Annotated in this window: 14 protein-coding genes; all 14 read right to left on the bottom strand. The window is 37.7% G+C overall.

The features are described 5' to 3' along the window. Positions 1 to 4: 4 nt before the first annotated feature. Positions 5 to 1555, bottom strand: coding sequence for a response regulator transcription factor (locus V7137_RS16975; protein ID WP_335699180.1), 1551 nt, complete (start codon positions 1553 to 1555; stop codon positions 5 to 7). Positions 1556 to 1781: 226 nt separating this feature from the next. Continuing rightward, complete coding sequence (locus tag V7137_RS16970) at positions 1782 to 2906, bottom strand: glycoside hydrolase family 88 protein (RefSeq protein WP_335699179.1); 1125 nt, start codon at positions 2904 to 2906, stop codon at positions 1782 to 1784. Between the two features lie 160 nt (positions 2907 to 3066). After that, positions 3067 to 4686 (bottom strand): response regulator, encoded by a 1620-nt coding sequence (locus V7137_RS16965; protein WP_335699178.1) that lies wholly within the window; start codon positions 4684 to 4686, stop codon positions 3067 to 3069. Continuing rightward, positions 4664 to 6625 carry a sensor histidine kinase gene (locus V7137_RS16960; RefSeq protein WP_335699177.1) on the bottom strand — a complete coding sequence of 654 codons (1962 nt, stop codon included), beginning with the start codon at positions 6623 to 6625 and terminating at the stop codon, positions 4664 to 4666. Before V7137_RS16960 ends, V7137_RS16965 begins: the two co-directional genes overlap by 23 nt. Beyond that, positions 6564 to 7910, bottom strand: coding sequence for an ABC transporter substrate-binding protein (locus tag V7137_RS16955; RefSeq protein WP_335699176.1), 1347 nt, complete (start codon positions 7908 to 7910; stop codon positions 6564 to 6566). The genes V7137_RS16960 and V7137_RS16955 overlap by 62 nt, the downstream gene beginning before the upstream one ends. Before the next feature lie 505 nt (positions 7911 to 8415). Beyond that, the gene (locus tag V7137_RS16950) at positions 8416 to 12426 is read right to left on the bottom strand and encodes a family 16 glycoside hydrolase (RefSeq protein ID WP_335699175.1); all 4011 of its coding nucleotides are present in this window, start codon (positions 12424 to 12426) and stop codon (positions 8416 to 8418) included. 87 nt (positions 12427 to 12513) lie between these two features. Then, a complete protein-coding gene (kduD, locus tag V7137_RS16945; protein WP_335699174.1) occupies positions 12514 to 13296 on the bottom strand; it encodes a 2-dehydro-3-deoxy-D-gluconate 5-dehydrogenase KduD in 783 nt (260 codons plus the stop codon). Positions 13297 to 13315: 19 nt separating this feature from the next. After that, on the bottom strand, positions 13316 to 14146 hold the full coding sequence (gene kduI, locus V7137_RS16940) for a 5-dehydro-4-deoxy-D-glucuronate isomerase (protein WP_335699173.1): 831 nt from the start codon (positions 14144 to 14146) through the stop codon (positions 13316 to 13318). 29 nt (positions 14147 to 14175) lie between these two features. Continuing rightward, a complete protein-coding gene (locus tag V7137_RS16935) occupies positions 14176 to 16023 on the bottom strand; it encodes a DUF2264 domain-containing protein (RefSeq protein WP_335699172.1) in 1848 nt (615 codons plus the stop codon). Then, positions 16010 to 17740, bottom strand: coding sequence for a heparinase II/III domain-containing protein (locus tag V7137_RS16930; protein WP_335699171.1), 1731 nt, complete (start codon positions 17738 to 17740; stop codon positions 16010 to 16012). Before V7137_RS16930 ends, V7137_RS16935 begins: the two co-directional genes overlap by 14 nt. A gap of 30 nt (positions 17741 to 17770) precedes the next feature. Then, entirely contained in the window at positions 17771 to 18433 is a 663-nt protein-coding gene (locus tag V7137_RS16925; RefSeq protein WP_335699170.1) for a YesL family protein, read from the bottom strand. 6 nt (positions 18434 to 18439) lie between these two features. Then, the gene (locus V7137_RS16920) at positions 18440 to 19324 is read right to left on the bottom strand and encodes a carbohydrate ABC transporter permease (RefSeq protein WP_335699169.1); all 885 of its coding nucleotides are present in this window, start codon (positions 19322 to 19324) and stop codon (positions 18440 to 18442) included. Positions 19325 to 19336: 12 nt separating this feature from the next. Continuing rightward, positions 19337 to 20272, bottom strand: coding sequence for a carbohydrate ABC transporter permease (locus V7137_RS16915; protein WP_335699168.1), 936 nt, complete (start codon positions 20270 to 20272; stop codon positions 19337 to 19339). A gap of 123 nt (positions 20273 to 20395) precedes the next feature. Further along, positions 20396 to 21645, bottom strand: a 1250-nt coding sequence (locus V7137_RS16910) for an ABC transporter substrate-binding protein (RefSeq protein WP_335699167.1), incomplete at its 5' end; no start/stop codon positions are given.

Raw genomic sequence — 21645 nt, 5'->3', positions numbered from 1 at the left:
TCTCTTATCTTAGTCTTTGCTTTCTTTTGTATTGGCTTGGAGACAATCCCTTTATTTTCTTAAAAACTTTACAGAAATAACTGTGGTCTGAATAACCTACCATTCCACTAATTTCGGAAATAGATTCCGTTCCTTGCAAAAGTAGCTTCGTCGCTTCTTCAATTCGGACTCTATTTAGATATTCGATAAATCCTTCCTTATTATGTGTTGAAAAATAGCTTGAAAGGTAGGAAGGATTAAAATGAAAATGCTTTGCCACCCCAGTAAGCGTAAGAGGCTCGGCATAACGTTCTCCAATATATTCCATCAGATTTTTCATATTTACATCTTCAGGCTCGTCTTGCACCGAAAATATGCATCTTTTCACTTCTTCAATAAAGCGATTCATTAGTTCAACTGTAGCCTTGGCTGAAGGCGCTTCATCAATCGACCTAAAGTATGAATACTTAGCATTTTCCAAATCTGTTACATCATATTTCATATTACTTAGAAGAATCGTTATATTAAAAATAATGTTGCCAAAAAAAGCTTTATATTCAAAGACATCCATCGTATACCATGTGGACAACGCTGTAACATGGTCTTGTAAATATAGAAAAGCTGAATCAAAATGTTTGCGCTTTAATTCTTCTGTAAACCAATCCAAATTAAAGTTTTCAGGTTTGGGTGGCAGATCAGGGAGATCCTGTTTCATAAAGAATGATTGTTCGGGAAAATAAAAGCGATAGTCTAATAATTTTATAAGGCCATCTTTGTAAATGTTCCCAAGTAGCGAGAGGTCTGCAAACTCCTCCGTCAAAGCAAGACTAACTCCCGGAATAGACTGTGAAAGTTGGCCTGCCAATTCAATAACCTCCGGAAGATTCTTCATATTAATTAAGTATCCGATGATATTCTCATCAACGTTTAAGGGCTCGTGAACGGCTTGGCCTAGTCTGTTCTGAAATGCCTCTGCCATTTTCTCTTTTATACTCGTTTGAAATTCGGCGCTATTTCTAGTTTGACGGTTCCTTAAATCCACCCCAATTAAACAATAATGGCTAAACGGAAACGCCTGAGCAACTACGTCTGGATCATAATCTACTTCATATCCTGAAATGAGTTTATCGATAATCTGTCCGATTGGGAGATTCCCAGTTACTCTATGATCCATTTTCTGATAGGCAGGAATTCGGCTTGCTGCCGTTTTCAGCGCCTTTAAGAGACCATCCGCGTTGAGCTTCGGCTTTAAAATATAATCAACAACACCACTTTGGAAGGTGGAACGTACATAATCAAATTCTCCAAAACTACTTAAAATAATTATTTCAGTTTGAGGATATCTTTCCTTCACGATTCTCGTTAATTCATCCCCGTCCATGATCGGCATCACGATATCTGTAATGATGATGTGTGGTTTAGTCGCTTCGATTAACTCAAGGGCTTCTTGGCCGTTCGAAGCCTCGCCCACAATCATAAACCCTTCATGCTCCCAATTGATATAATGTTTAATCCCTTGTCTGATTAACATTTCATCGTCTACAATAAGTGTTCGGCATAGTTCCCTGACTGTCAACGCGATCCCTCCAGAAGATGATCTGTACAATTAGAAATTTCAATACTTTTATTATACTATACCAATATTGACTATCCTTTCATAAAAATTGTACCAATTAGTTGCACAACCTCGGAATACAAAAAGGGCCCTACCCAAAAAATGGATAGATCCCTGATGTAATTCCACCTACATACGATTCATTTCTGCACAACCAAATCAGAATGAAAATAGTGCATTGATTATTCTACCAGAATAGTTCCTTGTACCCTTTTAGTCTCGCAAGACCTTCAACAAAATAGTAATCCCCATATATCAGTGGGTTATCTGTATATTTCCCTTCAGGAAAATGACTTGTACCATGCAGGATTAATCCCTCTTCCAAGCCGTTCCAATCTCCATAATTTTTGTATAATGATTCGAGGATCTTCTCCCCTGCTTTTTGATAAACAGGCGATTCCATGGCTGTCACTTTATCTGCTAATAATAGGAGACCGCATGCTGCAATCGCACCTGCAGAAGAATCCTTTGGAGAATCGATTTCAGGAGGAAGACGGAAATCCCAATCTGGAACGGAATCCTCCGGAAGATGGGAGATAAAGAAATGTGCCACCCTTTTGGCTGTTTCCAAGTATTTTGTTTCTCCTGTATAATGATAGCTTAATGTCAGACCATAGATCGCCCAGGCTGTTCCTCTTGACCATGCTGAATCTGGGCCGAATCCTTGTCCTCCCAATGCTTCAATCTTCTGCCCACTTTCAGGGTCAAAACGGACGATATGATGGACACTGCCATCATTCCGGATGAAATTATTCAAGACCATATCGGCATGCCTTTTGGCAACACCTTTGAACCTTGGATCCCCTGTTTCTTCGGCGGCCCAATAAAGAAGTGGCAAATTCATCATACAATCAATAATCGCAATACCGCTATTGTCTTCTCCCTCATGCCACGGATTCCACGCTCGAATGAAATTCCCATTTGCATTGAAACGCCCCATTAGGAGATTAGCAGCCAGTAATGCACGTCGCTTAGAATCCTCCTCGCCTAAGAGCTTATACCGCGCTACACTCGTTAAAGTCCACATAAAACCCATATCATGATCGAGACGGTAATAATTATGTTGGACTGAGTCCAGCTTTCGCTCACATTCTTCTGCCAGTTGCTTTATTGCAGTATCTTTTGTATCCCGATACACCAGCCACAGCAAACCAGGCCAAAAACCAGCTGTCCACCAGTGCGGTTCCTCAAGAATATACTTCCTATTTTCACTTGCGTGAGGAAAATTCGCCCCTACTCTTTTGCTGGTTCTGTTGATTTTTTTCGTAACTTGCTGCCATGCCTCTTCTACCCAGGGCAGTTGCTCCATCATATTCTTCACCCTTCTTATTCACTATTTTAGTTAAATTATAGAATAGCTGCAGATTTCATTAGTAACACTATTTTGATAAATGTTTAAACAATTTTGACTTATTTTTTTCAACTTAAAAAAAGTCCAGCGATCAACTGGACGATTTGAAAAAATGACCCTTTTACCCCGCTGAGACTTTCCCACCTCGATACTCAATAGGAGTGAATCCAACATGGTTTTTAAATAGTTTAATAAAATAGCTTTGATTATCATAGCCGAGACGCTCACATATTTTCCCTACCGAGTCGGCCGTTTGTTCGAGCAATTCTTTTGCCCTTGTAATTTTCATTTTTGTAACGTATTCAACAAATGTTTCGCCCATTTCCTTCTTAAACAAGCGGCTAAAGTAACTATGGTTTAAAAAGAGATGACCAGCAACTTCTTCCAGGCTGACCCTCTTTTCTAGATTCATTGAGACATAGCTAATCGCATCCAATATTTCCCTGCGCTTTGTCTGATTGTACACTTCATTTGAGAAGTATAAAAATGATTTAAAATAATCAATTAGTAAAACTCTTAATTCACATAAAAATTTACTCATAAGAATCTCTTGATGCAGACATTCAATCGCATGATCTTGACGGAATAACTGCAGAGCTTGCAATTTAACCTTTAAATCTATTAATAGTTTCAATAACCATTCCTTTACCAACTCTGGAGGGTAGTTCTTTTCCTCGATGTGATTGATCCATTTGGAAACGATAGGAATAATCATATTTTCATCTTTCGTTAACAACAGTTCTCTGAAGTCTGATGAAGCTTCGTCGTATTTGGAAAACAGATCCTCAGTTGCGGCCTGAACCAACTCTCTCTTTAAGATGGTTCCTGGCTGCATGTAAAAACTTTGATGTTTTGCACTAAGCAGTATAGACATCTCCTGCCTTATATCTGCAAGCGTTGCACAGTCACCCCCTATTAAAAAGGATAAATGAATACCTAAATAATTTTTAAAAGCCTTTTGAATTTTTTTCATAGTTTCATATGAATCCTCAAAGGAACCAGTCTTTAAAGATTGGGGACTGGGAAAAAAGATAATAAATTCATTTGCTGTTAAAGAAAAGTGGACTGCATCCAATTTAGATTCTTTAATAAGATCTTCCATTACATTGTTAATGGCAAAAGTTACGTTATCTTCCGATAGGTACTGCTCTTTAGCTAAATGGAAATCATGGACGAATGCTAGTGTAGCAGTGTATCCCCTTTTATCTAACTGTAGACCTAGTGCATTAGCATCTATAAGCCATTCTTTTTCAGTGAGATGCGGTTGATTGATCGTTTGCCTGATAAATCTTTCTTTTACATTCTCTCTATTTTTGTCGAGCATGTGCTGCAGCTGAAGTTGTTTTAACGATTTCTTTTTTTGATGATCGATGTTTTCTTTTACTTTTTTAATCACACCACATAAATCCTCAGGATCAAACATGTCCTTAACGATATAATCCTGCACCTGAAGCTTTAATGCTTGTTTTGCAAACTCGAATTCAGAATGGCATGATAAGATAACAACCTGTAAATCTGGATTTAAATCTTTTAGACGTTTCGTTAGTTCAATTCCATTCATTTTGGGCATTCCGATATCCGTAATTAATAGATCAGGCATCTCACACAGTGCAGCTTCAAATGCACTTGCTCCATTTTCGTAGGTTCCTTGAAGCTTTATACCTAGATGCTCCCATTCTATTGTTTGAGATAACAATTCTAATACTGGATAATCATCGTCAACAAGCATTACTTTGTACATTAGACTGGATGCCTCCTTTAGGAATGGATAGAATAACTTGAGTACCCTTGCCAATTTGACTTTTTATCTCCATTTTAAAATCTTGACCGAAAGTCATATACATTCGTTCATACACATTTGATAATCCCAAGGATGAGAAACCTTTTTTATTTTTGATGATCGAGGAGTCAGTGTCATTTGATAGAATGAGCTTTCTTTTCAGATGTTCTAAAACATCTTCATTCATTCCCTGACCATCATCTTCCACAACGATGGTCACCTCATTTTCTTTCCATTCTGTATTTACTTTAATGGTTCCAGCACTTTGATTAAGACCATGGATAATACTATTTTCAATAATTGGCTGTAGGATAAATCTCGGAATCATGATTGAATTGGTATCTTCATGTATGGATAATTCAACATTTACCTTTTCTTTTTGCCGCATATTCATAATATTAATAAAGTCCAAGACAATTTGAACTTCTTCAATAAAAGTAATCGTTTCCTTATCTTTTGAAATGGTCATACGTAATAATTTTGACAACGAGCTGATCATATTCGCACTTTCTTTATCTCCTTTTACTAATACCTTCATCCGGATGGAATTAAGAACATTAAATAGAAAGTGGGGATTAATTTGAGCTTGAAGCATATCTAATTCTGCTTTTCGTTTCCTTTTCTCCGTTGCAGTAATTTCTCGAATCTTTTCATTAATGCGATCTAGCATTAAATCAAAGGATTCAGACAATCTACCTATCTCGTCCTTGCTTCGGATTCGGGAACGGATGCTTAAATCTCCTTGCTGGACGATGTCTGCGACATTCCCCAGACGGGAAATAGGCTTGGTAATCGTTCGCAACAAATACGTCATAAGGACTAGAAAAATAGCAAAAAATAGCACCTGGACGATAATAACTTTATTAAAAATGGAATTCACTTTATTTGTAGCTTGTTTGTAGGGGATAACCGAGACTAGTTTCCAGCCTGTGAAAGAGATTTTATGCTCTGCAATTAAATAGTTCTTCTGAGAGATTCGAAAAATATTTGAGTAATTATTTTCTTTCAGTTGATCACTGTATTTGAACAGTTTACCAATTCTAGTATTATCTCTGTTTGAAAGTATATGATTTGAAGAATCCAGGAGTGCCATTTCTTCATGACCGTTCATATTTTCAAATATTTCACTGATTTTATTTTCCATTATCGTCACGATGACAAAGCCGTAAATTTTTAAATTCTCATCCCTTAATGTTCGGGCAACTGATATTTGATAGGGATTCATTTTTTTCTCTGATTTAAACATGGTCGGCTGGCTTCCAATCCAGACTGATTCGTATCCCTTTGTCTGACTCAATTGCTTAAACCAATCCTGATGAAATAAATCTGATGGGTCATATTCCCACTGAGAATAGTTAGTATACGACTTCCCATTTTTCAACAGGATGGTGACGTAGGATTTTCCACCTTGTAAGGTAATATTTTCAATTGTTTTGTTGATTTTGCTATCATCCATAAACTGTTGGTACTTCTTATCTTGAGTTTGTTCCAAGTTATTTCTTGTTTTTCTTTTTAATAGTGTATTCATTTCAGCGTCAACCTGAATAAAGTTTGTAATATACATCATATCTTCGAAGAGCTTCTGAACATATTCATTAGCAATGGTCAGCTCTCTATTTGCATTTGACAACGCCTGTTCCCTTATCGTATCCTTCGTTAAATAGTTATAGATAAATAACGTCATAGTGGCGGGGATGAGCAGACAAATAATGGATATGAAAATGACTTTAAAACGAAATGAACGAGGCGACAGTATAGTATGAATCTTTTTCCCCATAATCTCAGTCCTTTTAATCGAAAAATGGGGTAACGGATTACCCACTCTGCCAATCCACTTATTAATGATTGTTTTCGATAATTTCTTGTATCCTTGCTTGAGAAGCCTCGATAGTCTTTTCAATATTCTGTTCACCAAAGATTAACTTTTCATATTCTTCGCTGATTACCTTATACATTTCACCCTGATAAGGTACTGGTGAAACAAACCTTGATGACTTTGCATTCGTTAATACATTAATAAGAGATTCTTTATCAACCTTTTCGGGATTTTTGGTACCGCTAAGAATTTGATCGATAATTTTTTTTAAGTCACTATTACTAACCTTTTTCCATGATGGGATATTTTTGCCCTGAACGATTTGTCCTTCGGTTGTATACCATCGAATAAATGTATAGGCTTCTTTTTTATGCTCTGAATTGGCAGCAATCGCCATATAGTCTGTTGTTACTGGGGCATAACCGCCCTGATCCGTTTTTTCGTTTTTTGGGAAAGGAGCAACAGCAACATTAAAATTTAATGGGTACAGGTCTGTACCTCCAAGCTCTGTATTCATCCAGCTTCCTATAAGGATGGAACTTGCATCCTGATTAAAAAACTCGTCTCGGTAATGAAGCTTTTGTGAGATGACATCGGCATATGGAACAGCAGATTGATCATCCTTTTCCATTTTCAATCTAATTTCCAATGACCGCTTAAAGAGGGGATTGTCCAGATTTGACTTTCCATTCTCTGTTATAAATTCAGAATTTTCAGAATTACTTGCAAGTGCAAGCCTCATATACTCCATCCAACTCCCAGCCTGCGGTCCATGGAAGTATGTTCCGTAATGGCCATCTCTTGTGAGTGCTTTTGCATATTCCATGAATTCGTCCCAGGTCCAATCCTTTGGTACCTTAAGCCCTGCTTCATCCATATGGTTTTTATTTAAGAGGACGTACCATGGATTAAATTTCCCTGGAAGCGCATAATATTTACCGTTTATCTGAGTGTCGACTTTATATTCCTCCGAAACTTTGTAACCTTCTTCTTTAATAAATTCATCAAGAGGTGCAGCCATTCCCATGCTTACATGCTGGGCATAACTAGCAGATTCACTAAACATAAGAACATCCATTTGTTCTCCCGATGCAGCAGCAAGGTCCAGTTTTTTGGTAGCCTCCTGCGTGTCCCCCTTTTCACTGAGAACGACTAAATCAATGTTGATGTTTGGATACTTTTTCTCAAAGGCATTTATTGTTTTCTTCCAGTTGTAGTTTGCCTCGGTCCCATAGGAATAGAATTTTAATGTGACTTTTTTGTCTTTTTTCGTGTCTGAGAAGGTCTTGCTTTCACTGCCTGAACAACCTGTAACTAGACTCGAAAATAGTGCGGTACATATAAATAAAGACCATATTTTTTTCTTCATCCTTTTCCCCCCAGGAGTCTAATCTTACCCAAGAAAGCCTTTTCAAAAATATTTATCGAAATTTCTCCACTTAATATTAAGTATTATAATAGTATTACAGAAAATTTGACATAATATTTATTCCCCTGGTAGAGAAAAAGAGACATAGCCTATCCCTTACCAAAAATATACATATTTTTATCTTTTAATAAAATCCTATATCTTTACATATACCATCTGATGGTAATCAATTCCTTCAACTTCCTTGCCAAGCAACGTATCCATCTCTTTTACCTTTCATTATAAAATAAACACGACTCTCCGCTTTAACGTTTTTTTGATCAATCAATCTATTTTTTTGACTTTTTTAAAAGTTAAAGACAAAAAAAAGACGACTCATTCATTTATTTAAACGAATGAGCCGCTTTTTAGTGACAATGGATCTGCCTCTTATATTACTAGTTATTTATCAAATAATTTGCATCTGCATTTAAAACGCTTTTAGCTTTTTCACTGGCGTATTTACTTAATGCTTTGTTAGCGGTGGTGTATGATCTGCTAATTCTCCCAACGCTTCTATCGCATCAATTGTATACGAACCACTTACTGTCCGAACCTGAATGGTATGCTTTCCATATTCCAAACCTTTCACAGAGTAGGATGTAGCACGGTCACTCGCAGCAGAAACACTATAATTCGTATCCACTTCTTGACCGTCTAACATAACACTAATTTTTGATGCTCCAGTGTTGCCCACAAGATTAACTCCAGTTCCGGTAAACGAATAGGTCAAGACACTGCCTGAAGAACTAACGGAATTCGTTCGGTTAAAATTTCCATAGCCAGTGGAAGCATTGTGACTCCATGCCCCCTGATACTGAACACGTGAATCCAAATCGTCCACTCGGCTAACATAGGTGGAATATCCCTCAATCGGAACAACCTTTAAATTGTCAAACTGAGTATGGTTATATCCGCTAGTAATACCTACTTTACCAGACATATACTGGCTTGAAGGATCTTTAAATTCCGCAATCTGTTTGCCATCCACATAAGCTGTTATGGTGTTATCCACAACCTTTAGAGCTTCATTATGCCACTTACTATTATCGAAACTTTCAATTGTTCCAGATACCTTTACAGTGCCGCCTTTAAGCAACTGGTAAGAACCATCCGTAAATACCTTAAAGATATATCCGGGATTCTCTCCGCCACTGGTGATCAAATTACGCGCAGCAATTCCAGCATAGTTTGAACCAGTGTCTGCAGTGGCAGTATCAAGTAAAAAGTCGATGCTCACTTGGTAATTTGACCAGCGATCATCTCCAAGCACCGTATCATTACCTGACTTAGGATTCCATTCGCCGTTGGCATGAGTGCTTTGATCAATAACAGCTCTTAAAGTGTTATTGTCTGTCCCATTATTAACTTCAAAAGCACCACCAATATCCGTAGTGTAACGTGGTGTATTTCCTCTGCTTGCAAGGTAGCCTTGCTCACTTTTATTTAATACCGCTTTATCTTTATATGAAATATATTTTGCATCTTTATATTCAAAATCATCAGTATAAGGGAGCGGTAAAACCTTATCGTTTTTCTCTGCCTGATCAGCATCACGTTTATATTCTTTTTGCCCGCTGGTCGTCGTAAGAGTCAGAATAGAATATGGTTTTACGATGTAAGTAAACGTATAGCTGCCATCTCCATTTGCCGCAGGTTTAATGTCATCTATATGTTTCATCCAGTTAGCATCGTATACCTGACCATAGTTCGGACCTTTTGTTTCCCATACTTTAAGGCCTCTTCCTGCTTTCTTCAGATTTTTCACAGTGATGTTATATTTACGCGGTACGGCACTGTCATTGGTGAAAATCATTGAATAATCGCCAGTGTTCGGATTGGTGAGAGTCAGGTAATTATTAGTTGTATTGCTAATTGAATTGGCACCCGTTCCATCTCCAAAACATGCACCGAGAACATATTGCCATCCAGTCTGAGCAAAGTTCATAAAGTGGCGGACCATTTGAATACCAGAATCGGAATAAGAATAGCCAGACCAAGGACTGTCTGCATGAATAAGCTCTTTTGAGGAATACTGTCCACCGTCATAGAAAGAACCGATTGCTGGCTGAAATTCATAGCGGGTCATATAAGCGCTTTGAGTATCGGTTGAATAAAACATGTTAATCAAATGGTTCGCAGTATCAAGGATACTGTTAGTACCACCCAAGCCACCTGCAGGATACGAAGAATTAACCCGATATTCAGAGAATGTCATCGGAGCTGTTCCCTCGCTGTACCAAACCTCTTTTTGATAAGTCTTATTCATCAGTATACTGTCTGCTGTACCATAGGCATTATAATGCATACTGACAACATCTACTGCATTGCGTAAATCTTGATCGTCTTTCATTAACGTAGCAATTTTTATGGTACCATTTTCGTCAGAAGCAACGATTTTTATTTTGCTGTAATCATAGCGTTCGTCAGTCTCACTCTTGAGGTGCTGCGAAAAGTATTTAATCCAAGCCGTATCAGGTGAACCTGTTTCATTTTTATCTGGGTCAATATAGTCCATTTTTATCCCGTAGGTATCATACACGGCACCAATGGTATTCTTGTACCATTTGTACCGAGCCTGATATCCTGCATCTGTGCTCGTTTTAAAGGCATCACTTACCCACTTAGGGTCTGCCCAGCGAAGTGCGTCTACCGTGATGTTCGGGTTAATTTTTTTAGCATCTGCAACAAGATGCCAATCGGCACCTCGCAGAACATTCGCCATTTCATCAGCTGTTCTCATGGTAGCTGGTGTCGCTTGAGTAGAGGTATTTACATCAGCACCCAACTCCACTTTTATATGATTAAGTCCTGCACCGGTAATCGGATTAAAAAGCTCGTTTAAGATTTCCTGGTATTTCGTGGGGTTTTCTGATTTATAATCAAGCAGCAAACGCGATGTTCCATTAGCTGACACCATCCCAAAACCCTTAAAGGTGTTTGCTGGGTTCTGATCTGCTTTGTTCCCGTCAACAGTAATTGGGGCAGCTTCAGGGGTCTCTGTTGTTACCTTGATAGCTGGAGATTTATCTGATTCTCCCGCACCATTCTTTGCTGAAACTTTATAGTAATAATTGGTATCAGGTAATACGATACCATCTGTGAAAGTATTTGCAGTAACTTCGTTCAAAAGCTTATATTTACCGTTAACACTAGCAGCCCTATACACTTCATAAGTGTCAGCTCCAGGTACAGAATTCCATTTGAGCACTGCAAATCCGGAGGTTACAGTATCCGCTGCAAGACCGGTAGGATTAGCTGGCTTAACTAGTTTAGTTGTAACTTTTATTTCTGGACTTTTCGAAGATTCATCTTCATTTCTATCGACGAATGTCATAGCATAATAATAGGTTTTACCTGTAACTAATGTTGGATCTGTAAAAGTAGTTTCTTTACCTGAATAAACAAGGGAATAGCCACTTCCGGATGTTGATGATTTATATATGTTATACCCTGACGCTCCGTTTACGGCATCCCAACTTAAAGTAGCAGCTGTGTCTGTTATACCGGAAACGGACAGTATTGAAGTATTACTTACTGCATCACTTGTTGTACATTTTATAGATTCAGATAAATCAGATTGTCCATCTTGTCCAATCGCTGCTATTTTGTAATTATACGTAGATGATGAGTCTAATCCTTTATCTGTAACCGTTGTTCCCTTTACATTGGTTTGAACAAGATCATATGGACCGGCAGCATTAGAAGCTCTGTATAGATTGTATCCACTGGCTCCATCTACAGCATCCCAGCTTAAACGAGCGGTAGTGGATGCACCTGTTGCAGTAAACCCTGCAGGTGCGGCTATTCCAGTTGCAGTGATCGCCGTTACTTGAACATCATCCACATAAACGGGCTGCCATTTATCTCTTATGGCTATTTTACCACTTGTAAACGTATTATCCGTTGCACTAAATACAAGTGTATCAACTCCATTATTAACGGTATAACACTTGATAGAGTTGCCTGCTACTACCATTTTTAGCGTATACCAAGTGTTCTCTTTCGTGGTAAAACTAGCACTTTTAATTGTGGTACTAGTCCCGTTTACCACTTTTGTAAGGACTAAACTAGATTTTTGCATCTGTAAATAGTAATAATTGCTTTTATCTTTAAAACGCGCCAAAATCCCCGGCCAAACATTTGCCGTACTCGGCGCCCTTAAACGCATTGAAACAGCATAATCTGTCCAATTTGGACTTCCTGCACTAATAATTCCCTCGCTTGTATCTGTTTGGTTCAATACTTTATTAGTTGAATCGGCAGGGTCAGCAGAAATCTGCCATACACCGGAATCTACAGTCCATGTTGGATTGGCTGTATAATCACCATCTACAAAATCATCCTGTAAAAGACTATTGGTCGCCCCCGCAGTTATCCCAGTCTCTGCATAGGCGGAAATGCCAGGTGGAATAATCAAATTCGAACTAAACATGAGCGTTGCTAGAATCGAGACTGCCCTTCTTTTTCGCTTCATCTTGAACCTCCTTTAATTTTAGGAACCTATCAATATACTTGTTTTGACTTTATTAATATTTATTCTATAAAAATAAAGTAAGCGAAACTATCTAGCTAACCAGCCACCGTCGACAGCTAAAATATGACCGTTCATATAATCAGAAGCTTTACTTGCCAAGAAGACAACGACTCCTTGTAAGTCTGCAGGTGTTGCCCAGCGTCCGGCAGGGATGCGAGAAGTGATTTCTACTTTTCTTTTTTCGTCTTCACGGATTGGTGCGGTGTTAGCTGTTTCAACATATCCAGGAGCAATCGCATTGATTTGAATACCATATTCAGCTAACTCATTTGCAAATGCTTTTGTTAAACCTGCTACTGCATGTTTACTTGCTGTATATGGAGGGACAAACTTTCCGCCTTGGAATGATAACATGGAAGCAACATTAATAATCTTCCCGCTCTTTTGTTCCACCATTACTTTCGCCACATCCTGGCTTAAAAAGTAAAGGGAGTTTAAGTTAATTTCCATTACAGCATCCCAATCCTCTTGTTTATACTCAAGAAGAGGGCCGCGGCGGATCGTTCCAGCATTGTTTACTAAAATATCAATTCTTCCATACGCTTTTAAACAAGCTGGAACAATATCATTAATAGATTCACGATTTGTTAAATCTGCCTGAAAAAATTCCACACGGCGCCCCTCTTGTTGAATGAGTTCTCTGGTTTCATCCCAATTACGACCATGAGTAGTAATGAAGAGGTCAGCACCTGCTTTGGCTAGAGCTACAGCATAACCTTGACCTAAGCCTGTATTACCGCCTGTTACGATTGCAACCTTACCTGCTAATGAGAAATATTCTAATGAAAATTGCTGCAAATCATTTTCCATGGGTATAACCTCCAGAAATTTATCGTAATTCTTCCATCTTTATATGGTCCATGTCATCATAAGTGATATTTTCTCCACACATCCCCCATATAAAGGTATAGTTACTCGTTGCTGTACCTGTATGGATCGACCAGCTAGGAGAAATAGCTGCTTGTTCATTTTTCAACACTAAATGTCTAGTTTCGTCAGGTTGACCCATAAAGTGGAACACACGAGTATCTGGTTCCATATCAAAATATAGATAAACTTCCATACGACGTTCATGGGTATGACAAGGCATTGTATTCCAGACACTTCCAGGGGATAACATTGTTAATCCCATTTGAAGCTGGCAGGACTCACAAACATTTGGATGTACATATTGATAAATCTTTCTTTCATTTAATGTACCTAGTTCTCCCGCTTCAAGCGGTTTAATATTTTTAATATCAATTTTTACCGTTGGATAGGTATGATGTGCTGGGGTAGAATTGATATAAAATTTGGCAGGATCTTTGGGATCCTTTGAGCGGAAAAATACCTGCTCTGTCCCCTTACCTACATATAAACCATCACGACGCTCCATATCATATTCATCACCATCAAGAACAACAGAACCCGCTCCACCGATATTAATGATTCCAAGTTCACGACGTTCAAGGAAGTAATTCACGCCTAGTTCTTTATCCAATTTAATCGTTAATTCGTTTTCGGCTGGAGTTACTCCACCAAAAATCATCCGGTCTACATGTGTATAGGTTAAATGGACTTGTCCTGGTACAAAAATCGTTTCAACAAGGAAGTCATTCCTTAATTCTTCTGTCGTATATCTTTTAATTTCTCTCGGATGATTTGCATAACGTGTTTCCATTTTGTGATTCTCCTTTGTCATTTTATTATTTAGGCTGTGTGTTGCTTTTCCAAATTTAATAACTGCTTAGGAATTGAAACCTTTTCTTGACCAACTGATAAGATTATTTCATTTTCTTCTATATAACAATGGGATTCTAGAATGGCATCGTCTATAAAACTTCCATAAAATCCATGGATGAGTAAATGTTTTCCTTTTTCCACTTTATCCTTTGCTGTTGGGATAAAGGTTTGATCCTTCATGATATTGGAATTCGGCTCACCAAATACAAATTCTAGTTCTGAATGATGGCTAAAATCGATTACTCCTACCTGGTGTTCATCACTCATCACTTTAATTTGATTGGATTCAGTCATTATTTTTTTCTGAATATTGGCACCATCCACATCAAATCCTAAGGCAAAACTTCCATCTGCAAGATAAATAGTCTTATCTGTTTCAATCATATGGATACGGAAATGAAAAGGCGTAAATGGAACAATAATACTTCTAATTTTTACCCCTTCATAAGGATTCCAGTTTGTTAGTAAATAATCTTCCGTTACTTGATAGTCGGATTTTTCATAGCGCATTTTGTAGTATCTTTCAGGGTCTAAGCTAACTGCTAGAGTATTATCAAAAGCACCCTGCCTTAAATTTAACTGACCTTTAGAAACACTAAATCCAAACACACTTGAATAGACAAACTTTTCATATTTCGCATCACAATGGGTATGCGGTTCACAATGTAATCCAGCCGTATACAATTGAACTTGTCTATTTTTCTGATCTCGTGTCACTATGAATCGTGCTGGAGTAATTAGCTTTTTACTAGGAAGATCTGGTGCCTTTTCTGAAATTGACCAAAATGGATGCTCTTCAGGCAACCCCAATAACAAAAAGGTCTTCAATGCCCAATATGGTGAACCAAAAGCATTATACCCTTCCGTAAACACATGATTTCGATAATAATAGCCCACCGTCAGCAAACCATCATGACTATAAATGGATTGTTTCATCCAATGCTTTAAGTGTTCCACAACCAGCCATTTCATTTCTGAATAGGGCAGGACTTCAATTTCGGCAAAAATGGCTGCACTAAAAAATGCCACCTGTGCAAAACGATAGGTCATACTCCGGCCAAATGGGACTGCTGCTCCATACCCATCAAAGAAGCAGGCAAAGGATTGGGCAAACTCTTTAGACCGTTCCACAAAAATTCTTGCATGGTGATCATTTTCACCCGCCGTTTTTGCGTAAACCAAACCGTAGAAGTGAATGGCGAAAGGAACGTAATAGTCTATTTGATCAGGGTATCCGTCTACATACCATCCTTCAGAACGGTAAAATGAGTGAACCATCTCCAAATCATTCTTTAGCATATCCTCATTATAGGTAAAGCCATTTAGACGAAAACCATGATTCACTAAGATGCGGAAGAAGATCCAGTTATTCTTTGGTATATCCCGATCATTGATTTGATTTAGCCACGCATGAAGCTGTTTCTGCTCCTTTTCATTAAAGAAACCTAGCCATTTTTCTCCACAAATACATAAAGCTAATCCAATAACAGCCATTTCAACTAGACGTTGGTCATAATGATGAGTTTCCCCGAAATAATGTGGATGTTCTGGATTGATACCTTCTTTAAGTCTAGCAATATATCTCTCGAGTCCTTTATATTCTGTCCCCCCCGCAAGCAATGGAACAATGCCCCAAAGCGGCCGAAATAAGGCTTCAATTTGACGGGTTGTTTCACTGTAATGTGTACCGCCCGTATCAAACTTCAACCCAGGACCTTCGCGGTCAAAATGCGTGATTAGTGGTTCTACCAATTTTTCTAAAAGATCTACTAACTCTTTTCTGCTTGTTCCATTTATCGTTTCAACATGATTCATATTTTTCACCTTCCAACCAGGTTACCTTTAGTGTGAATTCTTGGCTATTGCGATCCTTAGAAATGAAAATGATGTTGTAGATCGTTTCATTTTCATTAAAATGGTTTTTTAGTTCTAACTCTTCAAGCTCAACCGTAAATAGTTCCTTATCAAAATGGAGAGTCCATTGTCCATGATTCCAAGAAAGAGTTCCTGATTGTATTTCTGGCTTTTTCCTCGTTATAAAGTGTGTTTCATATGGAATGGGCTGGGTAAAAACATCCTGAATGGTTAATTCTCGTTCATCAGGCAGTATGGTATAGGAACGCGTAAATGTAATATCCTTTGTATTCGGATAAGCATCGTGAAGATCAAACATCACAGAGAATGTCTTTGGTTCCTGACTAATTTCTATTATCGTAGCTTGATAGTCTAGCCCCTCCCTTTGCTCCTGCTTATCTAAGTACGGGACCGAATGATAATACGATCTTGTATGGGCAAACTCATATCTTTTCTCACCAAAATAATCTGCAGTATAGACTGTCGCACCTAAGTCATCAAAAATTAATCCCTTGGCATCACCTAATATGAAATGACCTAAATCATTGTGATTATGAGATTCACCATTATGACCGCCTTTAGCAGCAAAATATAGATTGGATTGTTTAACAATTGCCCACTTAGCATCATCGAAAATAAACTCGCCATTCCAATCTTGATAGGAATCTGTTACTTCCTCATTGCTCCACCACAAGACCCTGCTTAGATGACCCCAGCGATAACAGTGATCAAAGTGGAAATTTGTAACCGTACTTTCTTTTGAAGGGACAATACCAAACTTTTTATAAAAGAAAGCATTAAGGCTAGAAGGAATGGTTACTTTCTCAGGTGAATCTGAAAAAGGCAGATAATTTCCCGAAGGCATCATAGCTTTTAAAGGAAACGTCACAATTTCCTTCCACTTGGGAGCGGCAAATAAATTTTCCCCTTCCACTTGTTCATACATATCTGCAAAATAGGTGTAATACCCTACACCATAAACCCAATAGCCCATCCCTTCCACACAGGCACCGTCATTTCCATACCCTTGTAAAAAACATTCCAGAGCATTTTCTACCCTTTGTAAGATGAGGCAGCGTTTTTCCTGGTCTTCCTCTAAGATCAAAACTGCCATTCCAATCGAACCGGCACAAACCGCACTCCAATTATTGGTCAGTCTCTCAAACTTCCATTCCTTACTGGCAAATGGGGTTAATACCCGTTTTTGAATTTCTGTTTTCATCATATCAAGTAAGACCGTGTTTAATTTATGTTTAAAAAGAACCGTACATTCTGCTAGGAAATGAGCCGTTTCCGATGCAAATAAATCAACGGTATCATAGGCATCTATATATCTTGTTTTATCTTCACTAATCGGAATATGAGCTGGTAACGCCCAACTATATTCCTGACAAATGGAGAAGAGAATCTCCTCAAAAAGGTGAAGTTTCTCTTCACTATGTCCCCATTGCAAATAAAGTGCTAAAGATACCGCATCTCTTCTGCGCTGAAAATATACATCCTCTAGCAGTTTGCGATTGCCATCTTCTAAGTATGCCAGGTAACCTTCTAACTTAGGTAAAAGGAAGGTCCCATTCCTAGTTAATTCTCCAATATGTTTTTCTACTTGATCTTGGAAAGGTTTAGTATAATTTTTATTTACACTAAAGTTGGAGAAATACTCCTCAACAGGTATCAATGTTTGGCACTTCCTTTAAGAAAAATTTCCTTAAGTGTTCGATTCATTTCGTAAAATCAATGAACTATTACGCACAATCAAGAAAAAAATAAAACTTGGTAATACCATGAAGGCAAAAACGGGTTTAATTAATAAAATGAAGATAAAAAAGCAAGCCAAAATCGTATTTAAAAAGGTAATATAATATTTTTTAATAGAATAATAGAATGACATGATGATAAGCCTTTTTAATGGATGTTTCATTTTTGTCATGATAACCAGCCCACAAATGACCATATTTAATAATAGGATGGATAAGATGATAAATAAGGGAGAAACAATAGCAAATACTGATTTATCCATAAAAACCGCAATATCAATTGCTAAAATGAATAACAGTGCCAAAGTGATCGACCATAAACGCAGTGACTCCGAGAATTTCCCCTTAAAAAAATGCCAATAATCTTTTGTCACACTAATATCTTTTTCTACCACTATCTTATTAAGGGATGCGATTAATGCTGCTAACGCAGGTCCCATTGGTATAAGCGTAATAAAGTAATAGATCATATTTGATGGGACAAATTGTAAAGTAGACAGTGCCAGGATAAAGGGAATATTAGCAATTGCAAAATACAAATTTAACATCAAAAACCAATAACCATAATTAAAAATGGCAGCATATTGAAAATGTGACAGGTTCATCCGAAACATGTAAGATCAGCCTTTCATACCAGTCGTTGCTATTCCTTCAATAATATATCTTTGTGCAAAGATGAAGATGATTGTAATTGGTACAATCGATACTAACGATGCAGCCATTATCAATGCATATTGTGCATCATACAAAGTGACAAACATACGTAAACCTAACTGAATCGTTTTCACTTCTGTTGAATTTAAGTAAATAAACGGCCCCATGTAATCGTTCCATGTATTGACAAAAGTTAAAACGATTAGGGTAGTAAGGGCTGGTTTAGATAATGGCAAGATGATTTTGAAGTAGATGCCATATTCGTTCAATCCGTCTACGCGGGCAGCTTCGCTTAACTCTTCAGGAATACTCATATAGAACTGTCTCATCAAGAAGACACCAAAGGCACTAAATGCTTGTAATAGAACGAGCGACCATAATGTATCGGTTAAGTGTACTTCTCTCATCATAATAAACTGTGGAATCATATATGCTTGCCATGGGACCGCAATCGTTCCAATATAAGCTAGGAAAAGTGCATTTCTCCCCTTAAATCGCATCTTCGAAAAACCATAGGCTGCAAAACTACTTGTCAGTACTTGTATAAAGGTAACAACAACACTTAAAAACATGGTATTTTTAAAGAATGTTAATAGCGGGATTTGATGCCAGATTTCCACAAAGTTATTCCATTGTGGTTTTGTAGGGATCCATTGGATTGGAACACTAAAAACTTGATTATCTTGTTTTAATGAGGATGAGATCATCCAGAAAAAAGGAATTAAGACCAACAGAGATAAAAGAAGTAAAAAGAGATATGTGATGGTATTCCCTATTTTTTTCTTGGTACTTCGAGACATTCCAGAGCTTTTTGCTGTTGCATCTACAGGGCTTTTTGCTGTTGCATCCAATGTTTTCACTCCCTAATAGTCCGTTTTCTTTTCTTGAATTCGGAATTGAACAATCGTGATTCCTAAGACAATGACGAATAATACTAATGCGATAGCTGACGCATAACCAAAGTCATACTTCACAAAGGCTTGATTATAAATGAGATACACCAACACATTTGTTGCCCTTCCTGGTCCACCCATCGTCATGACTTGGATCAAATCAAATACTTTAAAGCTAGAAATCGTTAACATAATTAATACTAAGAAAGTAGTCGGAGCAAGCATTGGTAAAGTTATATGTCTAAATTCATGCCAAGCATTCGCACCATCAATTTTCGCAGCTTCATATAATTCTTTCGGTATACTCTGCAATCCTGCTAAATAAAGGACCATATAGTAGCCCATTCCACGCCAAACACTGACAATAATAATAGCTGGCATCGCCCATTTTGACGAAGAAGTCCATCCTGGAGGATGATCAATTCCAATCCACCGTAAAAATTCATTGATAAGTCCCATATCAGGATGAAATAACATATTCCATACAACCGCAATGGCTACTAAGGATGTAACATACGGGAAAAAGATGGCTGCACGAAATGTGCCGATGCCGCGGATTTTTTTATTGAGTAGGATAGCTAATAGCAAAGAACAGACTAATGTTAATGGAACGGTACCGATGGTATAGTAGACTGTATTCCAAAGGGAAATCCAAAACGTTGTGTCATGAATCATTGTTATGAAGTTTTTTAATCCTATGAATTCAGGAGCTGAAAAGGCATCCCATTTCATAAAAGCAATCACGAAGGAAGCTACCACAGGGATTAATGTAAAAATAAAGAATCCAAGGAAGTTCGGGGCGATAAAGGACCAAGCAACTAATGTATTTCTTCTTTTCCGTTTCTTTTCGGATACAATTTTAATTTCAGGAGCATTAACGACCACGTTTGTGTTTGTATTACTCATATTGTCCCACCCGATTTATTTGGCGGTTCTCTCCTTTCAGTAGAGGCATTTTTAAAATGGGACAAAAACTACGATTTAGTCATTTGCTCTAAACCTATTAATTTTTGTCCCATCATATTTAATCTACTTATTTAAAACTTCAGATTTAACTCGTTCACCCATTGTTTTGATTCCTTTATCAATACTGTTTTCACCGATCATGATTAAGTCATGTTCTTCACCTAAAATTTGGTCAATGGCAGCAGAATTTTTGTTCATTGGCATTTCAATATTTACAAAATCAGGGCTAAATGCTTTCTTTGAAAGTTCATCGCTTGGCATACCAGCAACATTAAAGTAGACATTATTAATTTCATCTGTACGATAAGCTGGAACTACACCAACGCCCGCAACAACTTTTGCACCTTCTTCGCCAGAAGCCCATTTAACAAATTTCTCAGCCTCTTTACCATGTGCTGCATTCTTATTTACTGCGAAAGCAGTTGGGGAGCCCCATGATTTAACTTCGCCTTTTGCTGTTTGTGGTAGTGGCGCAATAGCCCAATCCACATTTGTTTTACCGCCATTTTTCGAATTAAGAACACCAGCCATATACCAAGTACCCATTGGAAGCATTGCCGCTTTTTCCGTTTCAAATTGTGATGCATACGTAGTGTTCGTTGATTTTGCCGTTCCATAATCTAGTACACTCTTATCGTCCTGCATACCTTTGAAAACCTTATACATATTGGCAAGGAAGCTGTAGTCGCCATCAATTATTGCATCTGGCTTACCTACTTCTTGTGCTGCGGCAGTAGCATTGCTAATCGATCTCCATACATGGTTATAGGCACCATATACTTTTGAATCACCAGAACCGGAGGTTAATTGTTTTGCAGTTTCTCTGTACTCATCCCAAGTTAAATTTTCAGGATATTTTACGCCTGCTTGGTCAAATAACTTTTTGTTGTAATAAAGTACCCAAAAGTCGTTACGATACGGCAATGCAAAGATTTTCCCTTGATCATCTTTCATATAATCTAATGTTCCGAGATATTTCTCTCCATCTAAACCTTTTGCATATTCAGTCATGTCTTTTAATTGACCGCGGTAAGCATAGTTAGAATATCCAATCAAGTTTTTCATGGTTAAGATATCTGAATCATCATTACCAGCTAGCATGGTTGTTAATTTTTGGTCATACTGCGCTGCTTCAATATCAACTGGTTCAATTTTTACATTTGGATTTTCTTTTTCATAGGCTTCAAATAATGCTTTAAATTCAGGTGTCGTATCATAGTTCCATACGGTTACTTTCATGGTAACTTTTCCATCTTTTGTTTCATTTGATGCTGTATCGTTAGAACTACAACCCACCATTACACTACTAAGAA

It is taken from the genome of Neobacillus drentensis, assembly GCF_036962765.1.
Classification (GTDB): Bacteria; Bacillota; Bacilli; order Bacillales; family Cytobacillaceae; genus Neobacillus; species Neobacillus drentensis_C.
The sequence above is the reverse complement of the archived record's forward strand: the minus strand, read 5'-3'. Positions and strand labels throughout refer to the sequence as shown.

Excerpts from the sequence above, each read along its gene's own strand:
- V7137_RS16950 (WP_335699175.1), bottom strand. The coding sequence starts at position 12,426 with ATGAAGCGAAAAAGAAGGGCAGTCTCGATTCTAGCAACGCTCATGTTT.
- V7137_RS16955 (WP_335699176.1), bottom strand. The coding sequence starts at position 7,910 with ATGAAGAAAAAAATATGGTCTTTATTTATATGTACCGCACTATTTTCG.
- V7137_RS16915 (WP_335699168.1), bottom strand. The coding sequence starts at position 20,272 with ATGAGTAATACAAACACAAACGTGGTCGTTAATGCTCCTGAAATTAAA.
- kduD (WP_335699174.1), bottom strand. The coding sequence starts at position 13,296 with ATGGAAAATGATTTGCAGCAATTTTCATTAGAATATTTCTCATTAGCA.
- V7137_RS16965 (WP_335699178.1), bottom strand. The coding sequence starts at position 4,686 with ATGTACAAAGTAATGCTTGTTGACGATGATTATCCAGTATTAGAATTG.
- kduI (WP_335699173.1), bottom strand. The coding sequence starts at position 14,146 with ATGGAAACACGTTATGCAAATCATCCGAGAGAAATTAAAAGATATACG.
- V7137_RS16970 (WP_335699179.1), bottom strand. The coding sequence starts at position 2,906 with ATGATGGAGCAACTGCCCTGGGTAGAAGAGGCATGGCAGCAAGTTACG.
- V7137_RS16935 (WP_335699172.1), bottom strand. The coding sequence starts at position 16,023 with ATGAATCATGTTGAAACGATAAATGGAACAAGCAGAAAAGAGTTAGTA.
- V7137_RS16925 (WP_335699170.1), bottom strand. The coding sequence starts at position 18,433 with ATGTTTCGGATGAACCTGTCACATTTTCAATATGCTGCCATTTTTAAT.